The 21,276-nt window shown below is 59.9% G+C and carries 14 protein-coding genes; 10 read left to right on the forward strand and 4 right to left on the reverse strand.

From position 1 onward, the window contains the following. Positions 1-94: 94 nt before the first annotated feature. The gene (gene trpE / locus O9255_RS01990; protein ID WP_297865149.1) at positions 95-1,567 is read left to right on the forward strand and encodes an anthranilate synthase component I; all 1,473 of its coding nucleotides are present in this window, start codon (positions 95-97) and stop codon (positions 1,565-1,567) included. An 18-nt stretch (positions 1,568-1,585) separates the two neighbouring features. On the opposite strand, the gene O9255_RS01995 is transcribed toward trpE, so the two are convergent. Beyond that, entirely contained in the window at positions 1,586-3,136 is a 1,551-nt protein-coding gene (locus O9255_RS01995; RefSeq protein ID WP_345781351.1) for an alpha-amylase family protein, read from the reverse strand. A gap of 343 nt (positions 3,137-3,479) precedes the next feature. On the opposite strand from O9255_RS01995, the gene O9255_RS02000 reads away from it, so the two are divergent. Continuing rightward, positions 3,480-4,688: an integrase arm-type DNA-binding domain-containing protein gene (locus O9255_RS02000; protein WP_297865151.1), complete on the forward strand. Its 1,209-nt coding sequence runs from the start codon at positions 3,480-3,482 to the stop codon at positions 4,686-4,688. A gap of 18 nt (positions 4,689-4,706) precedes the next feature. Here O9255_RS02000 and O9255_RS02005 read toward each other — a convergent pair whose 3' ends face one another. Then, on the reverse strand, positions 4,707-7,841 hold the full coding sequence (locus O9255_RS02005; RefSeq protein WP_297865152.1) for an AAA family ATPase: 3,135 nt from the start codon (positions 7,839-7,841) through the stop codon (positions 4,707-4,709). A gap of 1 nt (position 7,842) precedes the next feature. Continuing rightward, positions 7,843-9,585: a hypothetical protein gene (locus O9255_RS02010; protein WP_297865153.1), complete on the reverse strand. Its 1,743-nt coding sequence runs from the start codon at positions 9,583-9,585 to the stop codon at positions 7,843-7,845. A 563-nt stretch (positions 9,586-10,148) separates the two neighbouring features. Between O9255_RS02010 and O9255_RS02015 the strand changes: the two genes are divergently transcribed. Then, entirely contained in the window at positions 10,149-11,105 is a 957-nt protein-coding gene (locus O9255_RS02015; RefSeq protein ID WP_345781350.1) for a DUF932 domain-containing protein, read from the forward strand. 23 nt (positions 11,106-11,128) lie between these two features. Here the strand turns inward: O9255_RS02015 and O9255_RS02020 are convergent, their stop codons facing one another. After that, entirely contained in the window at positions 11,129-11,527 is a 399-nt protein-coding gene (locus O9255_RS02020) for a helix-turn-helix transcriptional regulator (RefSeq protein ID WP_297865155.1), read from the reverse strand. A 167-nt stretch (positions 11,528-11,694) separates the two neighbouring features. On the opposite strand from O9255_RS02020, the gene O9255_RS02025 reads away from it, so the two are divergent. The 7 genes from O9255_RS02025 (at position 11,695) to O9255_RS02055 (ending at position 20,938) form a co-directional block, all read left to right on the forward strand. Then, positions 11,695-12,009: a hypothetical protein gene (locus O9255_RS02025; protein ID WP_297865156.1), complete on the forward strand. Its 315-nt coding sequence runs from the start codon at positions 11,695-11,697 to the stop codon at positions 12,007-12,009. A gap of 84 nt (positions 12,010-12,093) precedes the next feature. After that, positions 12,094-12,555, forward strand: a complete 462-nt coding sequence (locus O9255_RS02030) for a hypothetical protein (RefSeq protein ID WP_297865157.1) — start codon at positions 12,094-12,096, stop codon at positions 12,553-12,555. Positions 12,556-12,628: 73 nt separating this feature from the next. Continuing rightward, positions 12,629-13,615 carry a lambda-exonuclease family protein gene (locus O9255_RS02035; protein WP_297865158.1) on the forward strand — a complete coding sequence of 329 codons (987 nt, stop codon included), beginning with the start codon at positions 12,629-12,631 and terminating at the stop codon, positions 13,613-13,615. Continuing rightward, positions 13,612-14,511, forward strand: a complete 900-nt coding sequence (locus O9255_RS02040; RefSeq protein ID WP_297865159.1) for a hydrolase or metal-binding protein — start codon at positions 13,612-13,614, stop codon at positions 14,509-14,511. The genes O9255_RS02035 and O9255_RS02040 overlap by 4 nt, the downstream gene beginning before the upstream one ends. Beyond that, on the forward strand, positions 14,508-14,732 hold the full coding sequence (locus O9255_RS02045) for a hypothetical protein (protein WP_297865160.1): 225 nt from the start codon (positions 14,508-14,510) through the stop codon (positions 14,730-14,732). Before O9255_RS02040 ends, O9255_RS02045 begins: the two co-directional genes overlap by 4 nt. A gap of 278 nt (positions 14,733-15,010) precedes the next feature. Further along, the gene (locus O9255_RS02050) at positions 15,011-19,897 is read left to right on the forward strand and encodes a type ISP restriction/modification enzyme (protein ID WP_297865161.1); all 4,887 of its coding nucleotides are present in this window, start codon (positions 15,011-15,013) and stop codon (positions 19,895-19,897) included. Between the two features lie 30 nt (positions 19,898-19,927). Then, positions 19,928-20,938 carry a hypothetical protein gene (locus O9255_RS02055; protein ID WP_297865162.1) on the forward strand — a complete coding sequence of 337 codons (1,011 nt, stop codon included), beginning with the start codon at positions 19,928-19,930 and terminating at the stop codon, positions 20,936-20,938. Positions 20,939-21,276: the final 338 nt, after the last annotated feature.

A 21,276-nucleotide genomic window follows, 5' to 3' on the forward strand; every position in this document is an offset into this window, starting at 1 on the left:
GAAGTCTGGCGGCACTCCATGACAGTTCGTCGGGGCCGCGCTGGCATACTGCGGGGCCCTCCGATCCGCGGCCCCTGCCGCTCGCGACGCATCAATGAATCCCGCTGAATTCGCCCGCCTCGCCGCCCAAGGCCACAACCGCATCCCGGTCGTGCGCGAGGTGCTCTCCGACCTCGATACGCCGCTGTCGGTTTACCTGAAGCTCGTCGACGGCCCGAACGCCTACCTGTTCGAATCGGTCGAGGGCGGCGAGAACTGGGGCCGCTACAGCATCATCGGGCTGCCGGCGCGCCGCACCTGGACGGTGCATGGCCACACGCTCAGCGCGCGCGAGTTCGGCGAGGTCGTCGAGACCCGCGAACTGGCCGATCCGCTGGGCGAAGTCGAGCGCCTGCGCGCGTCGTACTCGGTGCCGCGCATCGAGGGCTTGCCGGGCTTCACCGGCGGCCTCGTCGGCTGGTTCGGCTTCGAGTGCATCGGCTACATCGAGCCGAAGCTCGCCAAGCCCGTCGCGCCCGACCACCTCGGCACGCCCGAGATCTTCCTCATGCTCAGCGAAGAGCTCGCGGTGTTTGACAACCTCAAGGGCAAGCTCTACCTCGTCGTGCATGCCGATCCAGCCGAGCCGCAGGCACTGGCCCGCGCGCAGGCGCGACTCGATTCGCTGGTGCACCGGCTGCGCCACGCCGGCGCGAGCTATCCCGATGTGCTCGACGCCGGCGTCGTCGATGAATCGGATTTCGTCAGCGGCTTCAGCAAGGACGGCTTCAAGGCCGCCGTGCTGAAGGCGAAGGACTACATCGCCGCCGGCGACGCCTTCCAGGTGGTGCTGAGCCAGCGCCTCTCGATCCCCTTCAAGGCGCGGCCGGTCGACGTCTACCGCGCGCTGCGGGCGCTGAATCCTTCGCCCTACATGTACTTCCTCGACACCGGCGCGCTGCAGGTCGTGGGTTCGTCGCCGGAGATCCTCGTACGCCAGCAGCAGGGCACGGTGACGGTGCGCCCGATCGCCGGCACGCGGCCGCGTGGCGCCACGGTGGATGCCGACAAGGCGTTGGAAGCCGAGCTGCTCGCCGACCCGAAGGAGCGCGCCGAGCACCTGATGCTGATCGACCTCGGCCGAAACGACGCCGGCCGCGTCAGCGAGGCGGGCAGCGTGCGCGTGCCCGAGCAGTTCGTCATCGAGCGTTACAGCCACGTCATGCACATCGTCTCGGAAGTGCAGGGCCGCTTGAAGGACGGCCTGTCGTATGCCGACGTGCTGAAGGCCACCTTCCCGGCCGGCACGGTAAGCGGCGCGCCGAAGATCCGCGCGCTCGAGATCATCCGCGAACTGGAGCCGCACCAGCGCAACCTCTACGCCGGCGCCGTGGGCTACGTGAACTGGTGGGGCGACGCCGATACCGCCATCGCCATCCGCACCGCCGTGATCACCAATGGCCAGCTGCACGTGCAGGCGGGTGCCGGCATCGTCTTCGACTCCGACCCCGAGAAGGAGTGGGAGGAGACGATGAACAAGAGCCGCGCGCTGTTCCGCGCGGTGGCGCAGGCGGCGAAGGGGCTCTGAGGCCCGCGCCGCCTCGCCTCAGTCGATCCTTGCGTTCGGACGACCTGACGGCGCCCTCATGTGGCGCATGTCGCGCCGCTGGATTGCTCCGCCGCTGTTTTGCCCTTGGCTCTGCGTGCAGCGCTGCGGAATCTTGTCGCGTAGGCGCCGCGGCCCGCAGCCGCTCGCGTCGGGATCGAAGCGCCACAGCCGCGCCGAGCGCGGCGGCAGTTCGACCGCCAGCGCGCCGCCGCTCACCGCGAGCACGTGGTCCGACAGCGCGTCGCGGAAACGCCCCGGTGCGCGCAGCGGATGGGCCTCGACATCCACGGCCAGCGTGCGCGTTTCGCCGCACTTGTTGATGCCCACCAGGGCGCGGTCGCCGCGGCGGAACAGCAGGTGGCAGTTGCTCTGCGAGACCATGCGCATCGGTTCGCCGGCCAGCGCGTTGTGGAAGCCGAGCATGGCTGCGATGTCGCTGCGCCGGTACAGCCCGTTCCAGCGGTTGTCGCCGCTCTCGTTGTTGTCGGAGTAGACGAGTGGCGTGCCTTCGCCGCGTGCCATCAGCCAAGCCCAGGCCAGCGTCTCGTCGGTGGCGTCCATGATCAGGCCGCGGAAGATGCCGTTCAGCGGGATGTCGTGGTTGACCGCGAAGGTCCAGGCGCGCCGTGGGTCGATGGCCTGCTCGTCGGCCTGTGCGGTGACGAGGATGGACAGGTCGCCGCCGAAGCCGAAGGCCTGGCGCAGGCGGTGGAACAGCGGGAAGTCGTAAGCCTGGAGCGGCGTCTGCGCCATCCAAGGCTTCAGGAAGATCTCGTACTCCGTGTTGCCGCGGCCGCCACCGGTGATGATCTCGCCGAACACCGGCCGGCCGGCCAGCAGAACGGGATCGAAGACCGCGTTCACGTGGGCTAGCGTCATGTGCTTTGCGGCATCGAGGCGGAAGCCGTCCGTGCCCAACGCGATGAGCGCGGCGATGTACTGTCGCTGCGCGTTGATGACCTTGGCACTGCCCTGCAGGTCGGGGAGACCGGTGTCGCCGCCGCCCGAGCACAGCCGGCCGCTCTGCACCTGCGTCACGTTGTTGTAGTCGGTGATGCAGAACGCCGGATGGAAGTCGCCGCCGTCGAACAAATCGGTGGCGAGGTCGCCGAACAGGCGCTGGCGCTCCCAGCGCGCCGGGTCCGACGTGTATACCGAGCGCACGCGGGCACCGGGAAAACTCAGGTCGGCGCGCTGGCCGGCCTCGTTCGCCATGTGGTTCAGCACGAGGTCGGCGTAGAGCTTCAGGCCGCGCAGCTCGAGGGCGGCGCTCATGCGCACGAAGGCCTCGGTGTCGCCGAGCGGATGGTCGATGACGCGGTAGTCCTGCGGCTGGTAGCGCGCCCACCACTGGCCACCCTCGCTCTTCAATGGCGGCGCCACCAGCACGCCGGTGTAGCCGAGTTGTCGGATTTCCGAGGCGCGCGCCTCGATGTCGGCGTAGCGCCAGTTGAAGGCGTGAAGGATGGCCTCCGCGCCAGCGGCGCTGGGCAGCAGGGCGGCGCAGGCCAAGACGAACGCGCCGGCAAGGCGACGCAGGCGTGCCATGGGGCGGGGCAGGGTGGGCATGGCGGCGTCCAGCGCGAAGGCGATGCCGAATGGTTCTGCGCTGATGCGTTCGCCACAACGCCCTGCATACGTATTCACGCCGGGGCTCCGGCATACTCTCCGGCCCGCCGTTTCCCCCACCGCCGACCCCGCGCCGGAGCCCTTCGTGCTGCTGATGATCGATCATTAGCATTGGCGTCCAGTGGAGTCCAGATTAGTCCGGATGGTGCGCGCGGATCCTGTAAAAACAACATCTTAGTATCCGCCTTGGTCCATGGGCGTCCATGGTAAGCCGAGCGAAATGCGGGTACCGTTGAGGGTACCTAAGGCTCGATACCCGCTCGTGGCACTCACCGACGCTCGCATCCGAACGACCAAGCCAGGGCCCAAGCCGATCCGCCTTCCAGACGGTGCTGGGCTCTACCTCGAGGTGCGGCCAACGGGCGCCAAGCTGTGGCGCTACCGCTACCGCATCGCAGGCAAAGAGAACCTCTTCGCGGTGGGCGAGTACCCCGAGGTCTCGCTCGCAGACGCGCGCTCAGAGCGAGACAAGGCGCGTGCGCTCGTCAAGCAGGGGATCCACCCCTCGCACAGCCGCCAGACTGATCGATTGGCGACCCTGGCGTCGAACGCGAACACCTTCGAGGCTGTCGCGCGGGAGTGGATCGCCAAGAAGGCCGTCAGCTGGACGCCCTACTACCGCAAGCAGGTCGACAGCTTCCTTGGTGGGGACGTGTTCCCATACGTGGGCAAGCTTCCGATCAGGAACGTCACCTCAGCCCATCTGCTTGAGATCGTGCGTCGAATCGAGGGGCGAGGCGCGGCGACGGTCGCGCTGCTTGTTCGGCAGTGGTGCTCGGCGATATTCCGCTATGCCGTCGCGACGCTCCGGGCTGACGGCGATCCGGCAGCTGCGCTTCGTGGAGCGATCCATCGGCCGCGTGTCGAACATCGACGCCCGTTGTCAAAGAAGGAGGTCGGGGAATTCCTTCGTGCCCTCGATGGCTACGCTGGCTATCGAACGACCGTCATCGCTCTCCGGCTGATGCTGTTGACCTTTGTTCGCACTGTCGAGCTGCGGATGGCGCGCTGGGAAGAGTTCGATCTTGATGCCGCCGAATGGCGCATTCCCGCAGCGCGGATGAAGATGAGGCAGGAGCACATCGTCCCCTTGTCTGACCAGGCAGTGGCTCTGCTACGTGAGCTTCATACCTACACGGGCGGTGGTCGGTTGCTGTTCCCCAACAACCGTAAGCCCGGAGAGTGCATGTCCGCGACCACTCTCAATCGTGCCCTGGAGCGGATGGGCTTCAATGGCGCCGATGGCATCGGATTCTCAGCCCACGGCTTCAGGGCGACGGCGTCGACGATCTTGAATGAGATGGGTTTCAGGTCTGACGTTATCGAACGGCAGTTGGCGCACGCGGAGCGCGATAAGGTTCGGGCCAGCTACAACCAGGCTGAGTACATGGTCGAGCGGCGGGCAATGATGCAGGAATGGTCACGCATCCTGCGCGAAATTGACGAATCGAAAGGACTTAGCGGTTACTGAGCCTAGCCGTGGCGTTCATCAATCTGCGCGCGAAGGCTCAATGTCTTTTGCGCGATCTAGGGTGATTGTCTTGAAGTCCTCGCCAAGAAAACTGAATTTCTTGGAGAACAGGGATGCAATGCGGGTATCCGCCGTGGCAAAGAAAACTTGGCGATTTGAGTGCACTGAAAGATCGCGAAGATAGTCGAGGAACGAAAGAGCATTCAGGTCGTCGATGTGTGCGATTGGATCATCGATTAGTAGGATCGGTGGTGCAGTTTTCGCTGTTTGGTTTCTTGCCAGAAAGATAGAAAGCGCGAAGGCCGCGCGTTGTCCTGTGCTTACCTGGTTCAGGCTTCTGGGTTCATTGCCATCAATCGTTTGGAGCTGCGCATCAGAGCTTCCGGAGTACATGTACTCCTTGGGTGCATGAATGCGGGAAAAAATCTCATTGATTTTGCTGCCGATCTCTTCAAGTGCTTCGCGTGTCGCGAACTCTAGAGAGGAGCTACTGAAGAGGTTACTCAACACTTCGCTTGCATCCCTAAGGGCGGCCTCTTCGCTGCGCAAACCAAGGAGTTGTTTGCTTGCTTCTTCTATGCGGGGAGAGAGTGCTTTTAGCTCCTCAGAGCTTGATGAGTCCTTGCGAAGTGCATCAACAGCCTCGTTGAACGCGTTTGCAGCAACCGCGATGCGGGTTCGAATCTCTGCCAGCGGCGTCGCGCCACCAAGATCGACAAAGGTCCTCAATCGCTCGAGGCTGTCGCGTAATGGTGCGTAGGATTCTCTTAGGGCGATAAGTGCTGGAAGCGTGCTGATCGAGTCACTTGATGAACTCCAGCCGTCGGAGTTTAGGCTGTGGCAGATCGACTGAATTGATTTTGAGATCTCGTCCAGTTCACGCCGGCAGCTATCTAGTTCTTTAGATCGCTCTTCCTTTCCATGCGCAACAATCTGCTTTGCTTCAATAGCGGCATTGATAGTTACATCGGCTGATGTTGTATCGAAGAGATCCCTGATCTGCAGCCAAATTGAATCAAGTTCGCTGCCTGAAAAGCCCGCGCTACGTAGATTCTGCCCCTCCTTAATCCTGATCTGTAGATCGAGCTTTGCTTTGTCAAGTCGCATCTTTAGGTCGGCGATCGATCCAGCGACAACTGCTGGCGTTGGGTCGTCAAGGCCGAAAGATCTCGCGATCTTCTCGCACAGTTCAAGAGTCGAAACCGCTGCTCGTGCTTCGCCAAAGCTGCGCTCTGCGTCCACAAGAGAGGCGGTCAGGGCTGTAATCCCTGGAGAATTCGATGCGCTGGCCGCAAGCCTATCGATAAGACGCTCTAACTCGCCTTCAGCGTGCGTGGTTCGACACACGGGGCAAGATCGCTGATCTGGTGAAGTCTTCAACGCTGCCAACGCCGCGTCCCTGAGTGTCACAGCCACTTCGGCGCGAGCTGTTTCCTCCTTATTGAGGACGCTGAGCAACTGCCGTGCACTATCAGCAGTGCGTGATGCGTCCTCGGATGCGCGCCTCGCAGCCTTTAGTGCGTTACTAAGGGGCTGCCCCTCATACTGCGCTGGTGCTGAAGGAAGATCGCTTGAAACAAAGCCACCAAGGCGTGTCGATAGGCTTTCGACAAGCTCGCGTGCTTCATTATAGAGGTGTCTTGTTTCTTCGAATTTCGCGGTCTTGTAGGCGATCCAGCGATCAATGCAGTCGGTTGTTTTTTGATCTCTCTCAATGGCGCTTGATAGGAGAAGTTCATTCTTGCTCAGTGTCCTTAGCCGCTCATCGAGGGGCAGGCAAGAACTTACGGCGCTTTCGATAGCCATCAAGCGAGACTCGACAATCTCAGCTGTCCGAGCTGCGTCGCCAAAGGAGAGAATCGTTTGTGCGCAGCTAAGTGCGTCGAGTAGCCTCGATCCTTGACGCTGATCAAGAGGGCCAACGGCGTCGTCAAGCCGCCAGCCAATCATCGTTAGCGTGGATTGGTAGGAGTTGGCGAGCGTCTTTGCTACTGATGGTCTTTCCAGCAATTCATTCAGTCGCCTTTGAGAGGCGTCAAGATCAGACTGCAAGCCATCAGCACGGCGCCCGGCCTTTTCCCTTGCTTTCTCAATATCTGCGTAGATCTTCTGTAGGTACTCGAATGTCGTCGCGGCTGAGGCGCCCACCAGTAGGCGGCTCAGCTCCGTCGCAATGTCAGCTTGCTCAGGGGTTGCGGAAAGGCGGAACGCTGCATCCGTATCCAAAAAGTTGTACTGAGAGAAGCTGTCAAGGATGGCGCTGGCACTGTGCTCGTTACGGTTGTACCACGCTAAGCAGCGTGCCTTGATGCGGGGGACGTCAGATACGGAGGACATCCTAACAAGTGCATTGCTGCCATTTTTCCTCAGGCTGGCGGATATCTTGGCTTGTTCGGTGCTCTTGCTTCTTCTGTTGCCGCCGCAGTAAAAGCTCTCAATTGCTTCGAGCAGTGAGGTTTTCCCGCTGCCATTCGCCCCAACAATTAGCGTCACTTGCCCAAAAGAGTAAGACTTCCCGTCATGAATAGGGCGGAATCTCTCTATGCGTAGTTGATCAATCCTGCATTCTGCAAGTTGAGCGTCGTCAATATTAATTTCTTTTTGACGCTGAATCGCATTCGCAGGCTCGGATGCGTTACGCGTTGCGATTTTTTCAACAACGGAAGTTCGTGGGGTGGCGCAATCCATCAAGAGGCCTAAGTGCCCCGCTGATAGTTGCCGCCGCCATTCGGCCATTACATCGAAAGCCTCAATGCTTGCGGTTGCATCAAAGAGCTGGCCACCCCCGAGTTCGGCTTCAAGCTCCGATGCGAGTATGACGCGCTTTCTAGCGTAATCCCTGTCGGACTCGATCGTCGCTTTGGCTGAAAAGAAGCCAGGGTCTGAGACCGAATTTTCGCCCGCTACAAAGTAGACGTAATTGTTCCATCGCAGATCGCCCGGAGATTCAAAGAATGTGTCTCCAAGGATCCTCTCTTGGAAATCACGCAGGTGCTGCGATCGATCAACTACTTGGTCGGAGAAGTCGATGTATGCAACGGCGTACGTTTTGTCTTTGAAGATCTTCTTGCCACGAACTACGGAGTCATCGATGCGCTCGACACCAGAGAGTAGTCCGGAGAGCAGCTTTTGATTGACTTGCATCTCTGGCATATCACGCCACTCCCGTGATCGAGGTCATGCTACTTCCGTCGTATGTGAAATCAGTCTGGGCCTTGATTTCTGCGAACTTTGTCTCGCCACCTGCTGTTCGATAGCAAACTCCGATCCGGGCTTTGTGCGGCTTGTTCTCACGGCGCAGTAGTTCAAACGCTGCCTCGCACGTTCGCTTAATCTGTTCGGGATCGGGACAGTCGCCAAGGTATGTAACGAGCGCTGGAAGGAATCCTGGCTTGGAGACGTTCGTGTTGGGCGAGTTCGGAGACCAGTTGATCGAGGCCCCGCCACCCCCTAGGTCTCTTATCGGTAGTGGCAACTCCTGGGTTCGCAAGATGTGACCAAGAATCGAGACCTTGACGATCCGTTGGCGTCTGCGACCTCTTGCTTCGGAATTTCCGTCTAGCTCAAGAGTTGCGCGCTCAACTGTTTCACATTCGGCTATTCGGAAGACGTCCAGCCGATCGACTCGGAACCACGCTTCGGCTACAGCCTTTTGCCCGCAAGACAGAGATACCGCTCTTTCGATATGGAGTCGATTGGCGGTATCCATCAGGTCGGCGAATGCCGCTCTTGACTCATCGTCGGCACCAACCATCTCACGCCATCCTGTATCTGGACAGCTTGAGTCCAGTGCCCATGATGTCGTGCCTGATTGCCACACGTGGCGCTCATCAAGTGTGGGCCCTATGCGGACATCAAGGATTGCAAGGCCTTGATTGACGATTTTTGGCACCGTCAACGCAAAGACAGCCTCGTCGTAGTGAAAGTGAAGAACGTGGCGCTTCTTTTCGTGTGCGGTGTAGTACAGGCCTTTGGCCTCATTGCCGCCAACTTCCGCATCGTCGACTGAGCACCTGCGCTCCGGGAGGTACCAAGCGGACGCGCTCTCGTTCTTCCAGGCGCTTGGCTCCTTCGATGGCTCATGTAGAACGACGTTTCGTGCCCAGTTGAGGCAGACGATGTCACAGTTGGTAATGTCTTGGCTCAGTCGAAAGATTTCGTTCCGATATCTTCGATAATCCGTGTGCTTTGGTTTTTGGTTTAGTTGGATGTGGATTAGGATCGTTCGATCTGCCAGTTGCCGGATGGCTTGAGGATCATCTCCGATTGCGAATGCATCGGAGCAGATGATTGTCGACAACTTAATCAATCCGTCGCGATTCTTGAATTGATAGATCGAACGACCACACCGGAGATATCTGCTCTCGAAGCTGTGTTCATCTCGGGACGGCGCTGTCTTGAACTGGAAAATGATCACGCGCCTTAGGCTTTTGTCATCACGCGTTGTCGTGAAGCAATATGCGACAGGGTCAAAGAAGCTTCCTTGAACCTCCGGCTCCTGATCGGTTTCAAAGATAACGTCGCAATGATCATTGCATCTTGTGCGAAATTCATCGAGCTGGTCAGGGCTGAAGCTTTCGCAACCAAGAACCCAAAGCGCGCCCTGTGCAGGGAAGCTATCGCCTAGAGCGGCTTCCTCAAGGGCTCTTCGAGGGAGGAAGTACTCGGGTGTCACCACAAGCTGGTCGCCTCGTTGCGCGGCCATTTTGAGTAGCGCGTTGGCTCGATTCGTTGCGTCTTCGAGATCAAGCGGGCCAATCCGACTTGAGTCTGCATAGAACGGTCCCGCAGGCTGCAGAAGCAGTGCGCGATAGGGGCGCTCATCAGCTCGTAAGAGGGCTAGATCTGGCTCCTCTAAGCCGTATCGCGCGAGGACCGCCCTGACGTCTTGGATCACTACTGCCACTGTTCCTCCTTGAATCCTTTACTGATTAGTCCTTCCGCTTTGCTGAGTGTTGCCGTAAGCGAGGTTGATTCCGCCCCTCATCGATGCCAGTGCGTGGTTGTTCGGCGGGTGGCTCGAGGAAGGCGCAATTCCGATGCGTATAGGGCAAGCCAGCTATATGCCTCTGACCCCTGTTCTCGTCAACCCGTCTAGACGGTCATTCGGTGGGATGGTGACTCAAGTCGATCAACAAGTCGTTGCGCCTGTCTCGTCTCGGTTAGTGAACGAAATTTGAAATACGTATCACCGACTTGAAGCGGTTCCTCTGCTTCTCGGCTTCGCACTCCGGATTCAGTGCGTGTAGCGGAGGCATCCACGTGCCGTCCAGCAAGCTTGAAGCGGTCTACTGCGTGCTCATCGTCGCGACGGCGGTCATCGTCGGCATCATGAAGTGCGCGCAGTGCGGTCCTGTTTTCCGGGACTAGTTCATCCAACCAAGCGGCACAGCGAAGAGGCCCGGGCATTGTCCCGGGCCTCTTCCTTTATGCCGTCCAGAAAAAGTCAGGAGAGAAGCAATGCATCTGGTACAGACCATGGCCTACGCCGGCGAAAAGCCCTGGCACGGCATCGGAAATCGGCTCAGCGCCGGACAGTCCATTGAGGAGTGGCGTCGCCAGTCCGGCATGGACTGGGCCATCGAGGAGTCCGAGGTTCGTTACATCACCGGCAACAACAATGTCGGTGTCATCAATGCCTTCCCGGAGCAGAAGGTGCTGTACCGCTCGGACACCAAGGCGCCGCTCGCCGTGGTGAGCAAGCGCTTCAAGGTGGTCCAGCCGGGTGAGATCCTCGAGTTCTACCGCGACCTGACGGCCGGCAACGGCTTCGAGCTGGAGACGGCGGGCGTGCTTCGTGAGGGCAAGAAGTTCTGGGCGCTCGCGCGGACTGGCCAGAGCGTGACTCTCAAGGGCCGGGACCGCGTGGACGGCTACCTGCTGCTGGCCACGGCTTGCGACGGAACGCTGGCGACCACGGCTCAGTTCACTTCGGTTCGCGTGGTCTGCAACAACACGCTGTCCATCGCTCTGGGAAGTAACGCCGGGGCGATCAAGGTGCCGCACCGCAGTCAGTTCGATGCGGATGCCGTGAAGCGTCAGCTGGGCATCACGGTGTCGGCGTGGGACGGCTTCGTGGCTCGGATGAAGGCCCTCTGCGAGGTCCAGTTGGCTCCGGATGCCGTCGACGATCTGTTGCGTCGGGTGTTGACCTACTCGACCACCGAGAGCCGGGACGATGTCGTCAACGAGCAGGCTCTAGCGAGCGTCCGAGCGTTGTATGCAGGCGGGGGTAGGGGAACGATGCTCGCCTCCAGTCGTGGGACCGCCTGGGGCGTTCTGAACAGCGTCACGGAGTACGTCGACCACCATCGTCGCGCCCGCAGTGACGATCACCGTCGTGAGGCGGCGTGGTTCGGAGCCGGTGCGCAGCTCAAGCAGAAGGCTTGGGATGAAGTGCTCAGCCACGTGGGATGAGCAGGCCGCAGTCCGGCGCAAGGTTACGCCTTGCGCCGACTCGTTGACTTTGCCTTGGTCGAAGGGGACTCAGCCGAAAGCAGTCTCGCGGCTAGCTTCGGATCTTCGACGAGGCGATCCAACAGCTGGATCACTTCCGGCCGCTTCTCGAGGTCGATCTGGCTCAAGCGAAGCAGGGCATCGGCGAACGCGCCGGTGTCCGCCACGAGGTAGGCCTTCGGGACGTCAAGGGCGCGAGCCAGCTCGTCAAGCGCTTCGAGGCTGACCGAGCTGGTCTGCCGCTCATAGCGGTTGATCCGGGTAGAGCCCTTGTCCTTGCCCAAACCCATCAAGTCCCCGAGGGCGCGCTGACTGAGCCCGCGAAGTTCGCGTGCCTGAACGAGACGTTCGGCAAATAGCGATTGAGCGGGCTGTTTCGACAAGTGGGGGCATGACCGGGCCGGCGGGCTTCGATCATGACCAAACCACTACATGCGTGGCAGACTCTACGTGCAGCGTAGATAGTGGTCAACGGTGGCGATAGGTCCGTCGCTGGTTTCGCCAATTGCCGCGCAGCATCCGATCCGACCGAAGAAAGGAATCTCTCCGAATGTTTGGCATCTACACGCTTTTTGTTCTTCTCATTCTTCTTCCCCTCTCGATCTCTGCTGGTAATCGCTGCGCAAAAGGGGCGCCGCTCAATACGATCCAGATGAGGCTGTTCGTCAATCCAGACATCTTCCAGAAGGCCCTCGGCAAGCACTACACCGTTGGCTGGTGGGCGTGGTGGGTTGGCGTGAGCATCATGGCGATGATCTTGGGCTATTGGGGCTCGGTCCTCGTCTTCGCGGTCTACATCTGGAGCCGTATTCGCTTCCAGAAGATCGTTGCCCGCCCGCCGGAAGCGAACGACGCTTCGAACTGATCGGTAGACGCTCATCTCGGCTTTCACCTATCTGGCTCTGCGCAACTGCGGCCGGATTCATCAATTCCCACCCGGAGATAACCCATGACGTTCCTCAAGAGCGCGCGGCCCGTCGCCGCGCGTCGTTTCCCCATGCTGGCCTGCGGCGCGCTGGCTCTCGCCACCCTCAGTGGCTGCAGCAGCCATCACGACTGCACTTCGGGTGCGGTCGAAGGCTTGATGATCGAAATCCTCGAGTCCCGTGCGATCGACGAGCGGGTCCGTGACGCCGCAGGAGAGGCCTCCCTGCGCAACATCGTCACCGAGGACGCCCAAGAGGATCTCGGGCGCTACCAGTGCGTCGGCGAGCTTGTCTACACGCCCGCAGAAGGCAAGGACGTGATCACGCAAGTGAATTACGGCGTCCAGCAGCTGCAGAACAGCGATGACGAGTTCGAGCTGACCTATCAGGAGCCCCAGCTGGTGCGGTTCGAGTTCGGCGTTGCCCTGCGCCAGGGCATCAGCGAGAACCAAGCCATGTTCGAGGCGCACAACGAACCCCGCTGAAGTCTCCCTCAGCGTTCAACCCCCAAGGCCCGGTCGGCAACGACCGGGCCTTCTTCTTTTTCCGGAGAACACCATGAGGCGATTGAATGCCGTTGTGAGTAGTACGACTGTCGGGCTGGATCGCCCGGCATGGCTGGAAGAACGTAGGAAGGGCATTGGCAGCTCCGACGCAGCCTCCGCCGTGGGGCTGTGCCCCTACCGCAGCCCGCTGGAACTGTGGGGGCAGAAGACCGGCAGCGTGCCGGTGAACCCCTTGAACGATGACGTCGACTCTCCGACCTACTGGGGGACGGTGCTCGAACCCTTGGTGGCGGACGCCTACGCCAAGGCGACGGGACGGAAGGTGCGTCGGGTCAATGCGGTACTCCGGCACCCGACCTTCTCCTTCATGTTGGCCAACCTCGACCGAGAGATCGTGGGCTCGGACGAGGTCCGCATCCTCGAGTGCAAGACGGCCGGGGAGCATGGCTCGCGGAAGTGGCGGGCCGGGGTGCCGGAGCACATCCAGATCCAGGTGCAGCACCAGCTGGCGGTCACGGGGCAGAGAGCGGCCGACGTGGCCGTGCTGCTGTGTGGTCAGGACCTGCAGATCCACCGGATCGAGCGGGATGACGAGGTCATTTCCCGGCTGGTGATTCTGGAAGCCCGGTTCTGGGACATGGTCACGTCAGGAACCCCGCCCGCGGCGGACGGGTCCGCCTCCTCCGCCAAGGCCCTGCGCGAGCTGTACCGGGGCGCTGACACGGTGATCGACCTCGGGGAGCGCGCCGAGCTGCGGTCCTCCTTCGAACGCCTGCTGTCCTTGGGGGCGGAGCTGGATGAGCGGGAACGGGAAGCCGAGCGCCACAGGCAAGCGATCCAACAGGCCATGGGCGAGGCCTCGGTGGCGGCCTTTGGGCCGCTAGGCGAAGCGCACTTCAAGCGGGCCAAGGACAGCCTCGTCCTCAACGTCAAGAAACTCGAAGCCGACCATCCCGCGCTTGTTGCCTCCTACCGGGAGAGCAAGTCGGGTGCGCGACGGTTTCGCCTCGTCAGTCACCCACAGGAGCACCGACCATGATCAAGGGTCTCGCCATCACCCCGCCAGTCATCGGGCGGATTTCCATCGGCCGTGTCGTGGAGCGCAACGGCAAGCGCCTCCCCGAGAAGGACGACCAGTTCACCCTCACCACCCAGGTCCAGACCCGCGAGGGCTGGACCCTGCACCCGTTTGACGAACAGCTTCGTCGCGCCTCGGACGGCCAGAAGCTGCGTTCCATCCCGGTCCGGATGCTGTTCAACGATCCGGACCTCAACCTGCGGGCGGACTACTCGCTGTTCGACCGCGCCACAGGGCGTCCGCGCTGCGTCGGGAATGGCGAGTCCTGCAGGCGGATGGGGGAGGGCGGTGTCGAGCGTCTGCCGTGCCCGGGGCCGGACGCGTGCGCCTTCGCCATGGGCGAGTGCAAAGCCTACGCCCGGTTGAACGTGCTGATCGGCGACGGCGAGGACGATGCCATGGGCACCTTCGTGCTCCGCACCACGTCGTTCAACACCATTCGCACCTTGGTCGCGCGGCTGCAGTACTTCAGCGCGGTCTCGGGCGGGCGACTGTCGTGCATGCCGTTGGAACTGAAGCTGCGGGGTAAGTCCACCACGCTCAGCCATCGCTCGGCGATCTTCTACGTTGACCTGGTGGTGCGCTCCGGCATGACGCTGGAAGCGGCCATCAAGATCGCGCAGGAGCGGGACGAGCAGCGTAGGGCGGCTGGGTTCGATCAAGCCGCCTTGGATGAAGCGGCGCGGCTGGGATTCGCCAACGGCGCGTTCGAGGACCTCGCCGAAGACGTGCCAGCCGTCGTGGAGGAGTTCTTCCCGACGGAACAAGCGGTCACAGGTCCCGATACGGGTATTTCGACAATCACGGGATTGCGGGGCCGCCTTGAGGGCCAGCTGCAGCGTCAGGTGCAGGCGTGAGCGGCGCAGCGGCACCGCTTCGCTACGGGCTGTCACCCGAGACGGTTCGGTGGGTCGAAGATGCCCTCTCGAACGACGGAAACAGCTCGAACGCGGAGCTGATGGTGTACTTCCAGCAACAGGGGTTGAGCCGGCTGCAGGCCGATTCGGTGCTTCGTCACCGGGAGGACTACCTGCTCAACATCTACCGCACGGGCGAAGGCCCGTTGCACTCGAGGTGAGGGCCGCAGGATGCACAAGACGATCGGCGCGCTAGTGGTGTACGCGTTCGCTACCTTTGGGCTGTGGACCTACCTGAAGCGGTTCCACCACCAAAGGGGCTAGGCTGGCAAGCGGCGGGGGGCCTTCGGGCTCCCCATCCGACGTAAAGCCCTCTTTTTTTGGCTTCGGACGAGCCCGCGGAGGATTCCTCGGTGCCACCGTCCTCTCTAGAATCGAGCGGCCGGCAGTACGTCGGAACCCCCAATACCCATGTCCCGTCACCAAAGGAACTGAGACCGTGACAGCACTTGAGCGTCTCCTCGAATCGTACCGTTCCGCAGCTGTTTCCGAGCGCGAGAAGGGGACCTATTTCGAGGAACTCATCCTCTGCTACCTCCAGAACGAGGCCACGTACCGAGACCTCTACGCCAAGGTACAGGTCTGGACGGATTGGGCAACGGCAAACGGATTCTCGGCGAAGGACGACGGCATCGACTTGGTGGCCGAAGTTGCGCAGACCGGCGAGGTCCACGCCATCCAGTGCAAGTTCTACGCGCCCGACTACAAGCTGCAGAAGAAGGACATCGATAGCTTCTTCACGGCATCAGGTCGAAAGCCGTTCTCCCATCGCGTCATCGTCAGCACGACCGACCATTGGTCGGAACATGCCGAGAATGCCTTGGTTGACCAGCAACCGCCGGTCAGCAAAATCACCCTGCGCGATCTCGAAGAAAGCCAGATCGATTGGGCCAAGTACCAGCCGAAGTCAGCGGCGGTGCTCAAGCCGAAGAAGAGCCTTCGTCCCCATCAGGAGAGCGCACTCAAGGCGGTCACGGCAGGCTTGAAGGAAGCCGATCGCGGCAAGCTGATCATGGCCTGCGGAACGGGCAAGACGTTCACGAGCCTCAAGATCGCAGAATCCCTAGCAGGCCGTGGAAAGCGCGTTCTCTTCCTCGTTCCGAGCCTTTCTCTGCTCTCGCAAACGCTCACGGAATGGACGCAGGAAAGTGCGGTGCCGCTCCACAGCTTCGCCGTTTGCTCCGACAGTGACGTTGGCAAGAAGAAGGGGCGCAAGGAAGACGACGCCGTTCAGACCTTTGCCCATGAGCTTCGCTACCCCGCGACCACTGACGCGAAGCGTCTGGCGCAGGGGGTTGCCGTGCGGACTGATGCCGACCACATGACCGTGGTCTTCAGCACGTACCACTCCATCGAGGTGATCCATGATGCCCAAGCGAATCATGGGCTCGATGACTTCGATCTGATCGTCTGTGACGAGGCGCATCGCACTACTGGAGCGACGTTCGACGGAGAGGACGAAAGCGCGTTCGTTCGCGTGCATGACGCGGCCTACATCAGGGCGGATAAGCGCCTCTACATGACGGCCACGCCCCGGATTTACGGCGATGGTGCTAAGGCCATGGCGGAACGCGACAACGTCGCGCTCTACTCGATGGATAACGAAGCGTGGTACGGCAAGCAGCTGTTTGTCATCACGTTCTCGGAGGCCGTGAAGCGCGGCCTTCTGGTCGACTACAAGGTGATCGTCCTCGCTGTCGAGGAAAGCCACATCAATCGCCGCCTTCAGGCCCTCCTGAAAGACGAGAACAACACCCTTCGCGTGGACGATGCCGCGAAGATCGTGGGCTGCTGGAAGGCGCTAGCTAAGCTGGGGATTCACGAAGACGGGTCCGAAACACCGGAGCCCATGCGACGCGCGGTCGCCTTCTGCCAGGTGATCGAGCCCGGTAAAGGTGGGAAGACCCACAAGGTCAGCTCCAAAGAGATCGCGGGGATGTTTCAGGCGGTAGTTGAGGCCTATCAGGACGCTGAGGACATCGAGGACGGCGCTCGGTTGACGTGCGAGGCCCAGCACGTGGACGGCGGCATGAACGCCAGCGAGAAGGAGTCCAAGCTCGATTGGCTGAAGGCACCGACGCCTCCCGACACGTGTCGCGTCTTGAGCAACGTCCGATGCCTCTCGGAAGGCGTCGACGTTCCCGCCCTGGACGCCGTGCTCTTCCTCACGCCACGCAATAGTCAGGTGGATGTCGTGCAGTCTGTGGGCCGCGTCATGCGCAACGCGCCGGGCAAGAGGCGCGGCTATGTGGTCCTGCCCGTGGTGATCCCGGCAGGGGTAGAGCCGCACGACGCCCTCAACGACAACCAAACCTACAAGGTGGTCTGGCAGGTTCTGCAGGCGCTTCGTTCGCACGACGATCGCTTCGATGCAATGGTGAACAAGCTCGATCTGGTGGGGCCTGATCGCAGCAAGATGGAGGTCATCGCGATCACCGATGCCGTTCAGCGGAAGTCATCAGCCCAAAAAGACGGTAATGCCAAGAAGGTCGCCAAGGCCAAGGGCAAGTTCGGCATCGGCGAAGACGCTGGTGACTACGGGAAGAAGCCCGAGCAAGTCCAGATCGAGTTTGAGGTCGGGGAGATTGAACGAGCGCTCTACGCCAAGGTGGTCGAAAAGTGCGGAAATCGCCACCACTGGGAAGACTGGGCGAACGACATCGCCAAGATCGCCCGCACGCACATCGATCGCATCAACGCAGTCCTTCAGGACCCTGCCAGTGTCTGTGAGCGCGAGGCCTTCTTGAAGTTCTCGGCGGAGTTGCGCGACGACTTGAATGACAGCATTTCCGACGAGGAGATCGTCGAAATGCTTGCCCAGCACTTGGTTACTAAACCGGTTTTTGACGCCTTGTTTGACGGTTACAGCTTCGCCAGCCAAAACCCCATGGCGTTGGCGATGCAGGATGTGCTTGATCTCCTCGGGCAGCAGCGGTTGGACAAGGAGGTATCCAATCTTGAGGACTTTTACGCGAGCGTAAGATTGCGCGCGGAAGGAATCACTAGTGCAGAAGGGAAGCAGAAGATTGTTAAAGAGCTATACGACAAGTTCTTTAACGGCGCCTTCCCTGTCATGGCAAAGCGCCTTGGAATTGTGTACACGCCCGTCGAGGCAGTCGACTTCATGCTCCGCAGTGTCGACTTGGTGCTGCGAAAAGAGTTCGGCCAGTCTATTGGCAGTCGTGGCGTACACGTTCTCGATCCCTTTGTGGGGACGGGAACATTCATTGCGCGTCTTCTGCAGATCGGACTGATCGATGTTGATGACATTAGGAGGAAGTACAGGGAGGAGATTCACGCGAATGAGCTAGTTCTCCTCGCTTACTACATTGCTGCAATCAACATTGAGGCTGCTTACCACGACTTGGTCGATGACGCATACAGCCCCTTTGGCGGGATTTGTCTTACGGATACGTTCCAGATGTACGAGAAGGAGGACATGATCGATGAGCTTCTCGTGCAAAACAGCAGCAGGCGAAAGCGCCAGAAGGATCTTGATATTCGCGTAATCATCGGAAATCCGCCTTACTCGTCTGGCGATAAAGATGATTCAAACTCGAAGAGCGTCGACTACCCTGAGTTGGATCGTCGAATCTCGCAGACCTATGTTGCGAAGTCTTCAAATAGCATGGGTAAGAGCAAGATCTACGACTCCTATATCCGAGCCCTGCGATGGGCGAGCGATAAGGTGAGCGACCGTGGCTTGGTTTGTTTCATCTCTGGGAATGGATTTCTTGATAAGCCTGCTAATGACGGTCTCCGGCGCGCGTTGCTTGAGGAGTTCTCGACTATCTATGTCCTCAACCTTCGCGGAGATATTCGTAAGGACATGCTTAGCCGGGGTGCTGCTCGCGAGGGCGAGAACATCTTTGGAAGTCGCAGCATGACGGGGATTGCCATCACTCTGCTCGTAAAGAATGCGGCTTCGACTGGCCCTGGAAGGATCTTTTACTGCGATGTTGGAGATGATCTGTCTGAGCAGGAGAAGATTGGCTGGCTGTCCGAAAGTGGGTCATTTGATTCTCTGCCCTGGACGTCGATCCAGCCTGACCGATATGGCGATTGGATTAATCAACGCGCGTCAGGATTTGAATCCTTCGTGCTCCTTGGGACCAAGAAAGCGGCCTCTTCGGGGGCTCTCTTCGCGACGTACTCGATGGGGCTTTCAACGCATCGCGATGCTTGGACGTACAACTTTTCAAGGGTGCGCCTCGAGCAACAGCTAAAGTCCTGCACAGAAGTCTTTAACGCTGAAGCAAGGCGTTTCGCCGAGTCTGACGGAACAGTGCCGATTGAGGACTTCGTAGACCGAGATAAATTCAAGATCAAATGGACAAGCGACATACTCTCGGCCGCCGATAAGGGCAAAGAGCTGTCCTTCGATTCATCCGAGTTGCGACAGGTCTTATACAGGCCGTTCCAACGCCAATGGGGCTATTTTGGCAAGGATTGGAGTTGGACACGTCACTTGATGCCGAGTCTCTTTCCTTCGGATCAGGCCGACAACCTTGTCATTTGCATCACGGGTGTTGGCGCGAGAACTGGATTCTCCGTGTTGATGTCGAACTCGGTGCCGGAGCTACACACATTGGATACAGCTCAGTGCTTCCCTCGTTACAGGTATGAGCAAGCCGAGCGCGGGCGCGATGTTGATCTTTTCTCGAGTAACACAAAGCCCCTGAAGCGGCATGATGCTATCGCTTCGGAAAGAGTTGAGTTCTTCAAAGCGATTTTTGGAAATGACATATCGGCTGACGACATCTTCTATTACGTCTACGGCCTTTTGCACTCAGAGCAGTACCGGAAGCAGTACGGGGCAAATCTTGAGAAGGAGTTGCCGAGGATTCCTGTCGTCAGGTCAACACAAGATTTCTTGGCCTTTTGTCGTTCCGGCCGGTTGCTTGCCGAGCTGCACCTGAACTACGAGACCGTCCCGACCTACGCTGGTGCGAAGATCGACAGCGGCGGCAAGCAGCTGGCCGATGCCGACTACCGCGTCGAGAAGATGCGATTCGGCAAGTCCGGGAAGGACAAGGACCGCACGACGATCCACTACAACGCCAAGATCACTGTCACGGGCATCCCGCTCGAGGCCTACGACTACGTGGTGAACGGGAAGCCCGCCATCGAGTGGGTGATGGAGCGTCAGTGCGTCAAGACCGACAAGGACAGCGGCATCGTCAACGATGCCAACGACTGGGCGATTGAGACCATGGGCAATCCACGCTACCCACTTGAACTGCTGCTCCGCGTGGTCACGGTGAGCTTGGAGACGATGAAGATCGTACGGTCTCTCCCGGCCCTCGACATTCGAGAAGATGGATGACACGGGCCGTGTAGGAGGGATCCAGATCTCGTGAACGAACCCAAGGCATATCCTGCAACGGACGTCCGGTTTGGCGTAACTCACTCGTCGGAGGTTTTGTTTCTGACCGGTGGACTCCTTGCTCACCCGCAGGCGCCAGGAACTCTTCTGCTTGGACCTGTTCGCCATGAGAGTCGGATCGTCTATGTCGGCCCTAATGACGCGATAGACGTGTTCAAGATCGCGGCAGAGGCTGGTGCGTACTTCGTTGGCTCGAATCGAACCTATCTCTCAAGCCCAGAGCGTTGCGAGACATGGCAGCCAAATCCGGGCTCGAAGAGTTTTGTAGAGCAGTCTTCCGACGCTTGGTCGGGTATTTCCCATGCTGCATCGGTGGCTGGTGACACCGCCTATAGCGATCTCTCACGCTACTTGTCGATCTCGATGAGTTCGGCAGCCCTCCGGTTGCGTGAAGTAAGTCAGCGCCACCACGAGCAGCTTGTGTGGTCTCTGCAGGCAGGAAGAAAGTCTGGCAGTCGATTCGCAAACTCCGCTCTACATGAGCTGTATCTCGCGATTCACTCGCTAGTGGCTGAGATGTGCTCGGCTCGCGACTACCTGGCGCATCTCTGTGCGATTCATGTTCAAGCCAAAGATGGTACGGACAGCCTTGCCCGTCTGGTGAAGTGGATCGAGAAGCGAGGTGCTGAGCAGGCCTCGCGCTCTCAGTTCGCCGCACTGATGATGGCCGCAAATGGCACGGAGGAATCCCCTCACTGGCTTTCCAAGCTGGGTGATGTCCGAAATCGACTAATGCACCGTCAACCAATGGCGGCGGATCCTGATTCTTCCGTACTGCTCTACGAGGTTCGATCAACGTCACTTTGCGAATTCGGCACAGTACGGCTGTCTAGTCGCAGTCGAGACGCCGATGGGGCGGATGCCGAAGACCCGTTCGTTTCCCTGCTGAGATTTTGGATTGAACTAGAGGGCTTGGCTCGATCCTGCGCTGCCAATGCGAAGTACCCAGTGCAGCACCCTGTCTTTGTAGCAGTCGACTGAGTAGTTGATTCAGCATCGCTCCTACTCATGAGTCAGCAGTGTAAAAACTTACTCGCTGAGCACTACCTTGTGAGTGAGGTGCTGTTGAAGAGATAGGAAGACAGGTTCAGGTGATGGGATCCACTCTCCGGATATAGGGGGAGAGATCTACGCGCACTTACCGTTTCTTCCAAATCAAAGCATTCCAACACTCAGAACTGAACCGCCCCGGCTTTTCCGGAGGCTGTTTTCGTTGAGTCACGCCGCTTTAGCGTAACCGCTGGTCTCGGCGTAGAACGCCGCCTCTGCTTCCGCCGGGGGAATGTAGCCGATCGGCCCCAGCAGTCGCTTTGTGTTGT

The sequence above is a fragment of the Silanimonas sp. genome, assembly GCF_027530345.1.
In the GTDB taxonomy this organism is placed as follows: Bacteria; Pseudomonadota; Gammaproteobacteria; order Xanthomonadales; family Xanthomonadaceae; genus Silanimonas.

Excerpts from the sequence above, each read along its gene's own strand:
- trpE (WP_297865149.1), top strand. The coding sequence starts at position 95 with ATGAATCCCGCTGAATTCGCCCGCCTCGCCGCCCAAGGCCACAACCGC.
- O9255_RS01995 (WP_345781351.1), bottom strand. The coding sequence starts at position 3,136 with ATGGCACGCCTGCGTCGCCTTGCCGGCGCGTTCGTCTTGGCCTGCGCC.
- O9255_RS02005 (WP_297865152.1), bottom strand. The coding sequence starts at position 7,841 with ATGCCAGAGATGCAAGTCAATCAAAAGCTGCTCTCCGGACTACTCTCT.
- O9255_RS02015 (WP_345781350.1), top strand. The coding sequence starts at position 10,149 with ATGCATCTGGTACAGACCATGGCCTACGCCGGCGAAAAGCCCTGGCAC.
- O9255_RS02025 (WP_297865156.1), top strand. The coding sequence starts at position 11,695 with ATGTTTGGCATCTACACGCTTTTTGTTCTTCTCATTCTTCTTCCCCTC.
- O9255_RS02030 (WP_297865157.1), top strand. The coding sequence starts at position 12,094 with ATGACGTTCCTCAAGAGCGCGCGGCCCGTCGCCGCGCGTCGTTTCCCC.
- O9255_RS02035 (WP_297865158.1), top strand. The coding sequence starts at position 12,629 with ATGAGGCGATTGAATGCCGTTGTGAGTAGTACGACTGTCGGGCTGGAT.
- O9255_RS02040 (WP_297865159.1), top strand. The coding sequence starts at position 13,612 with ATGATCAAGGGTCTCGCCATCACCCCGCCAGTCATCGGGCGGATTTCC.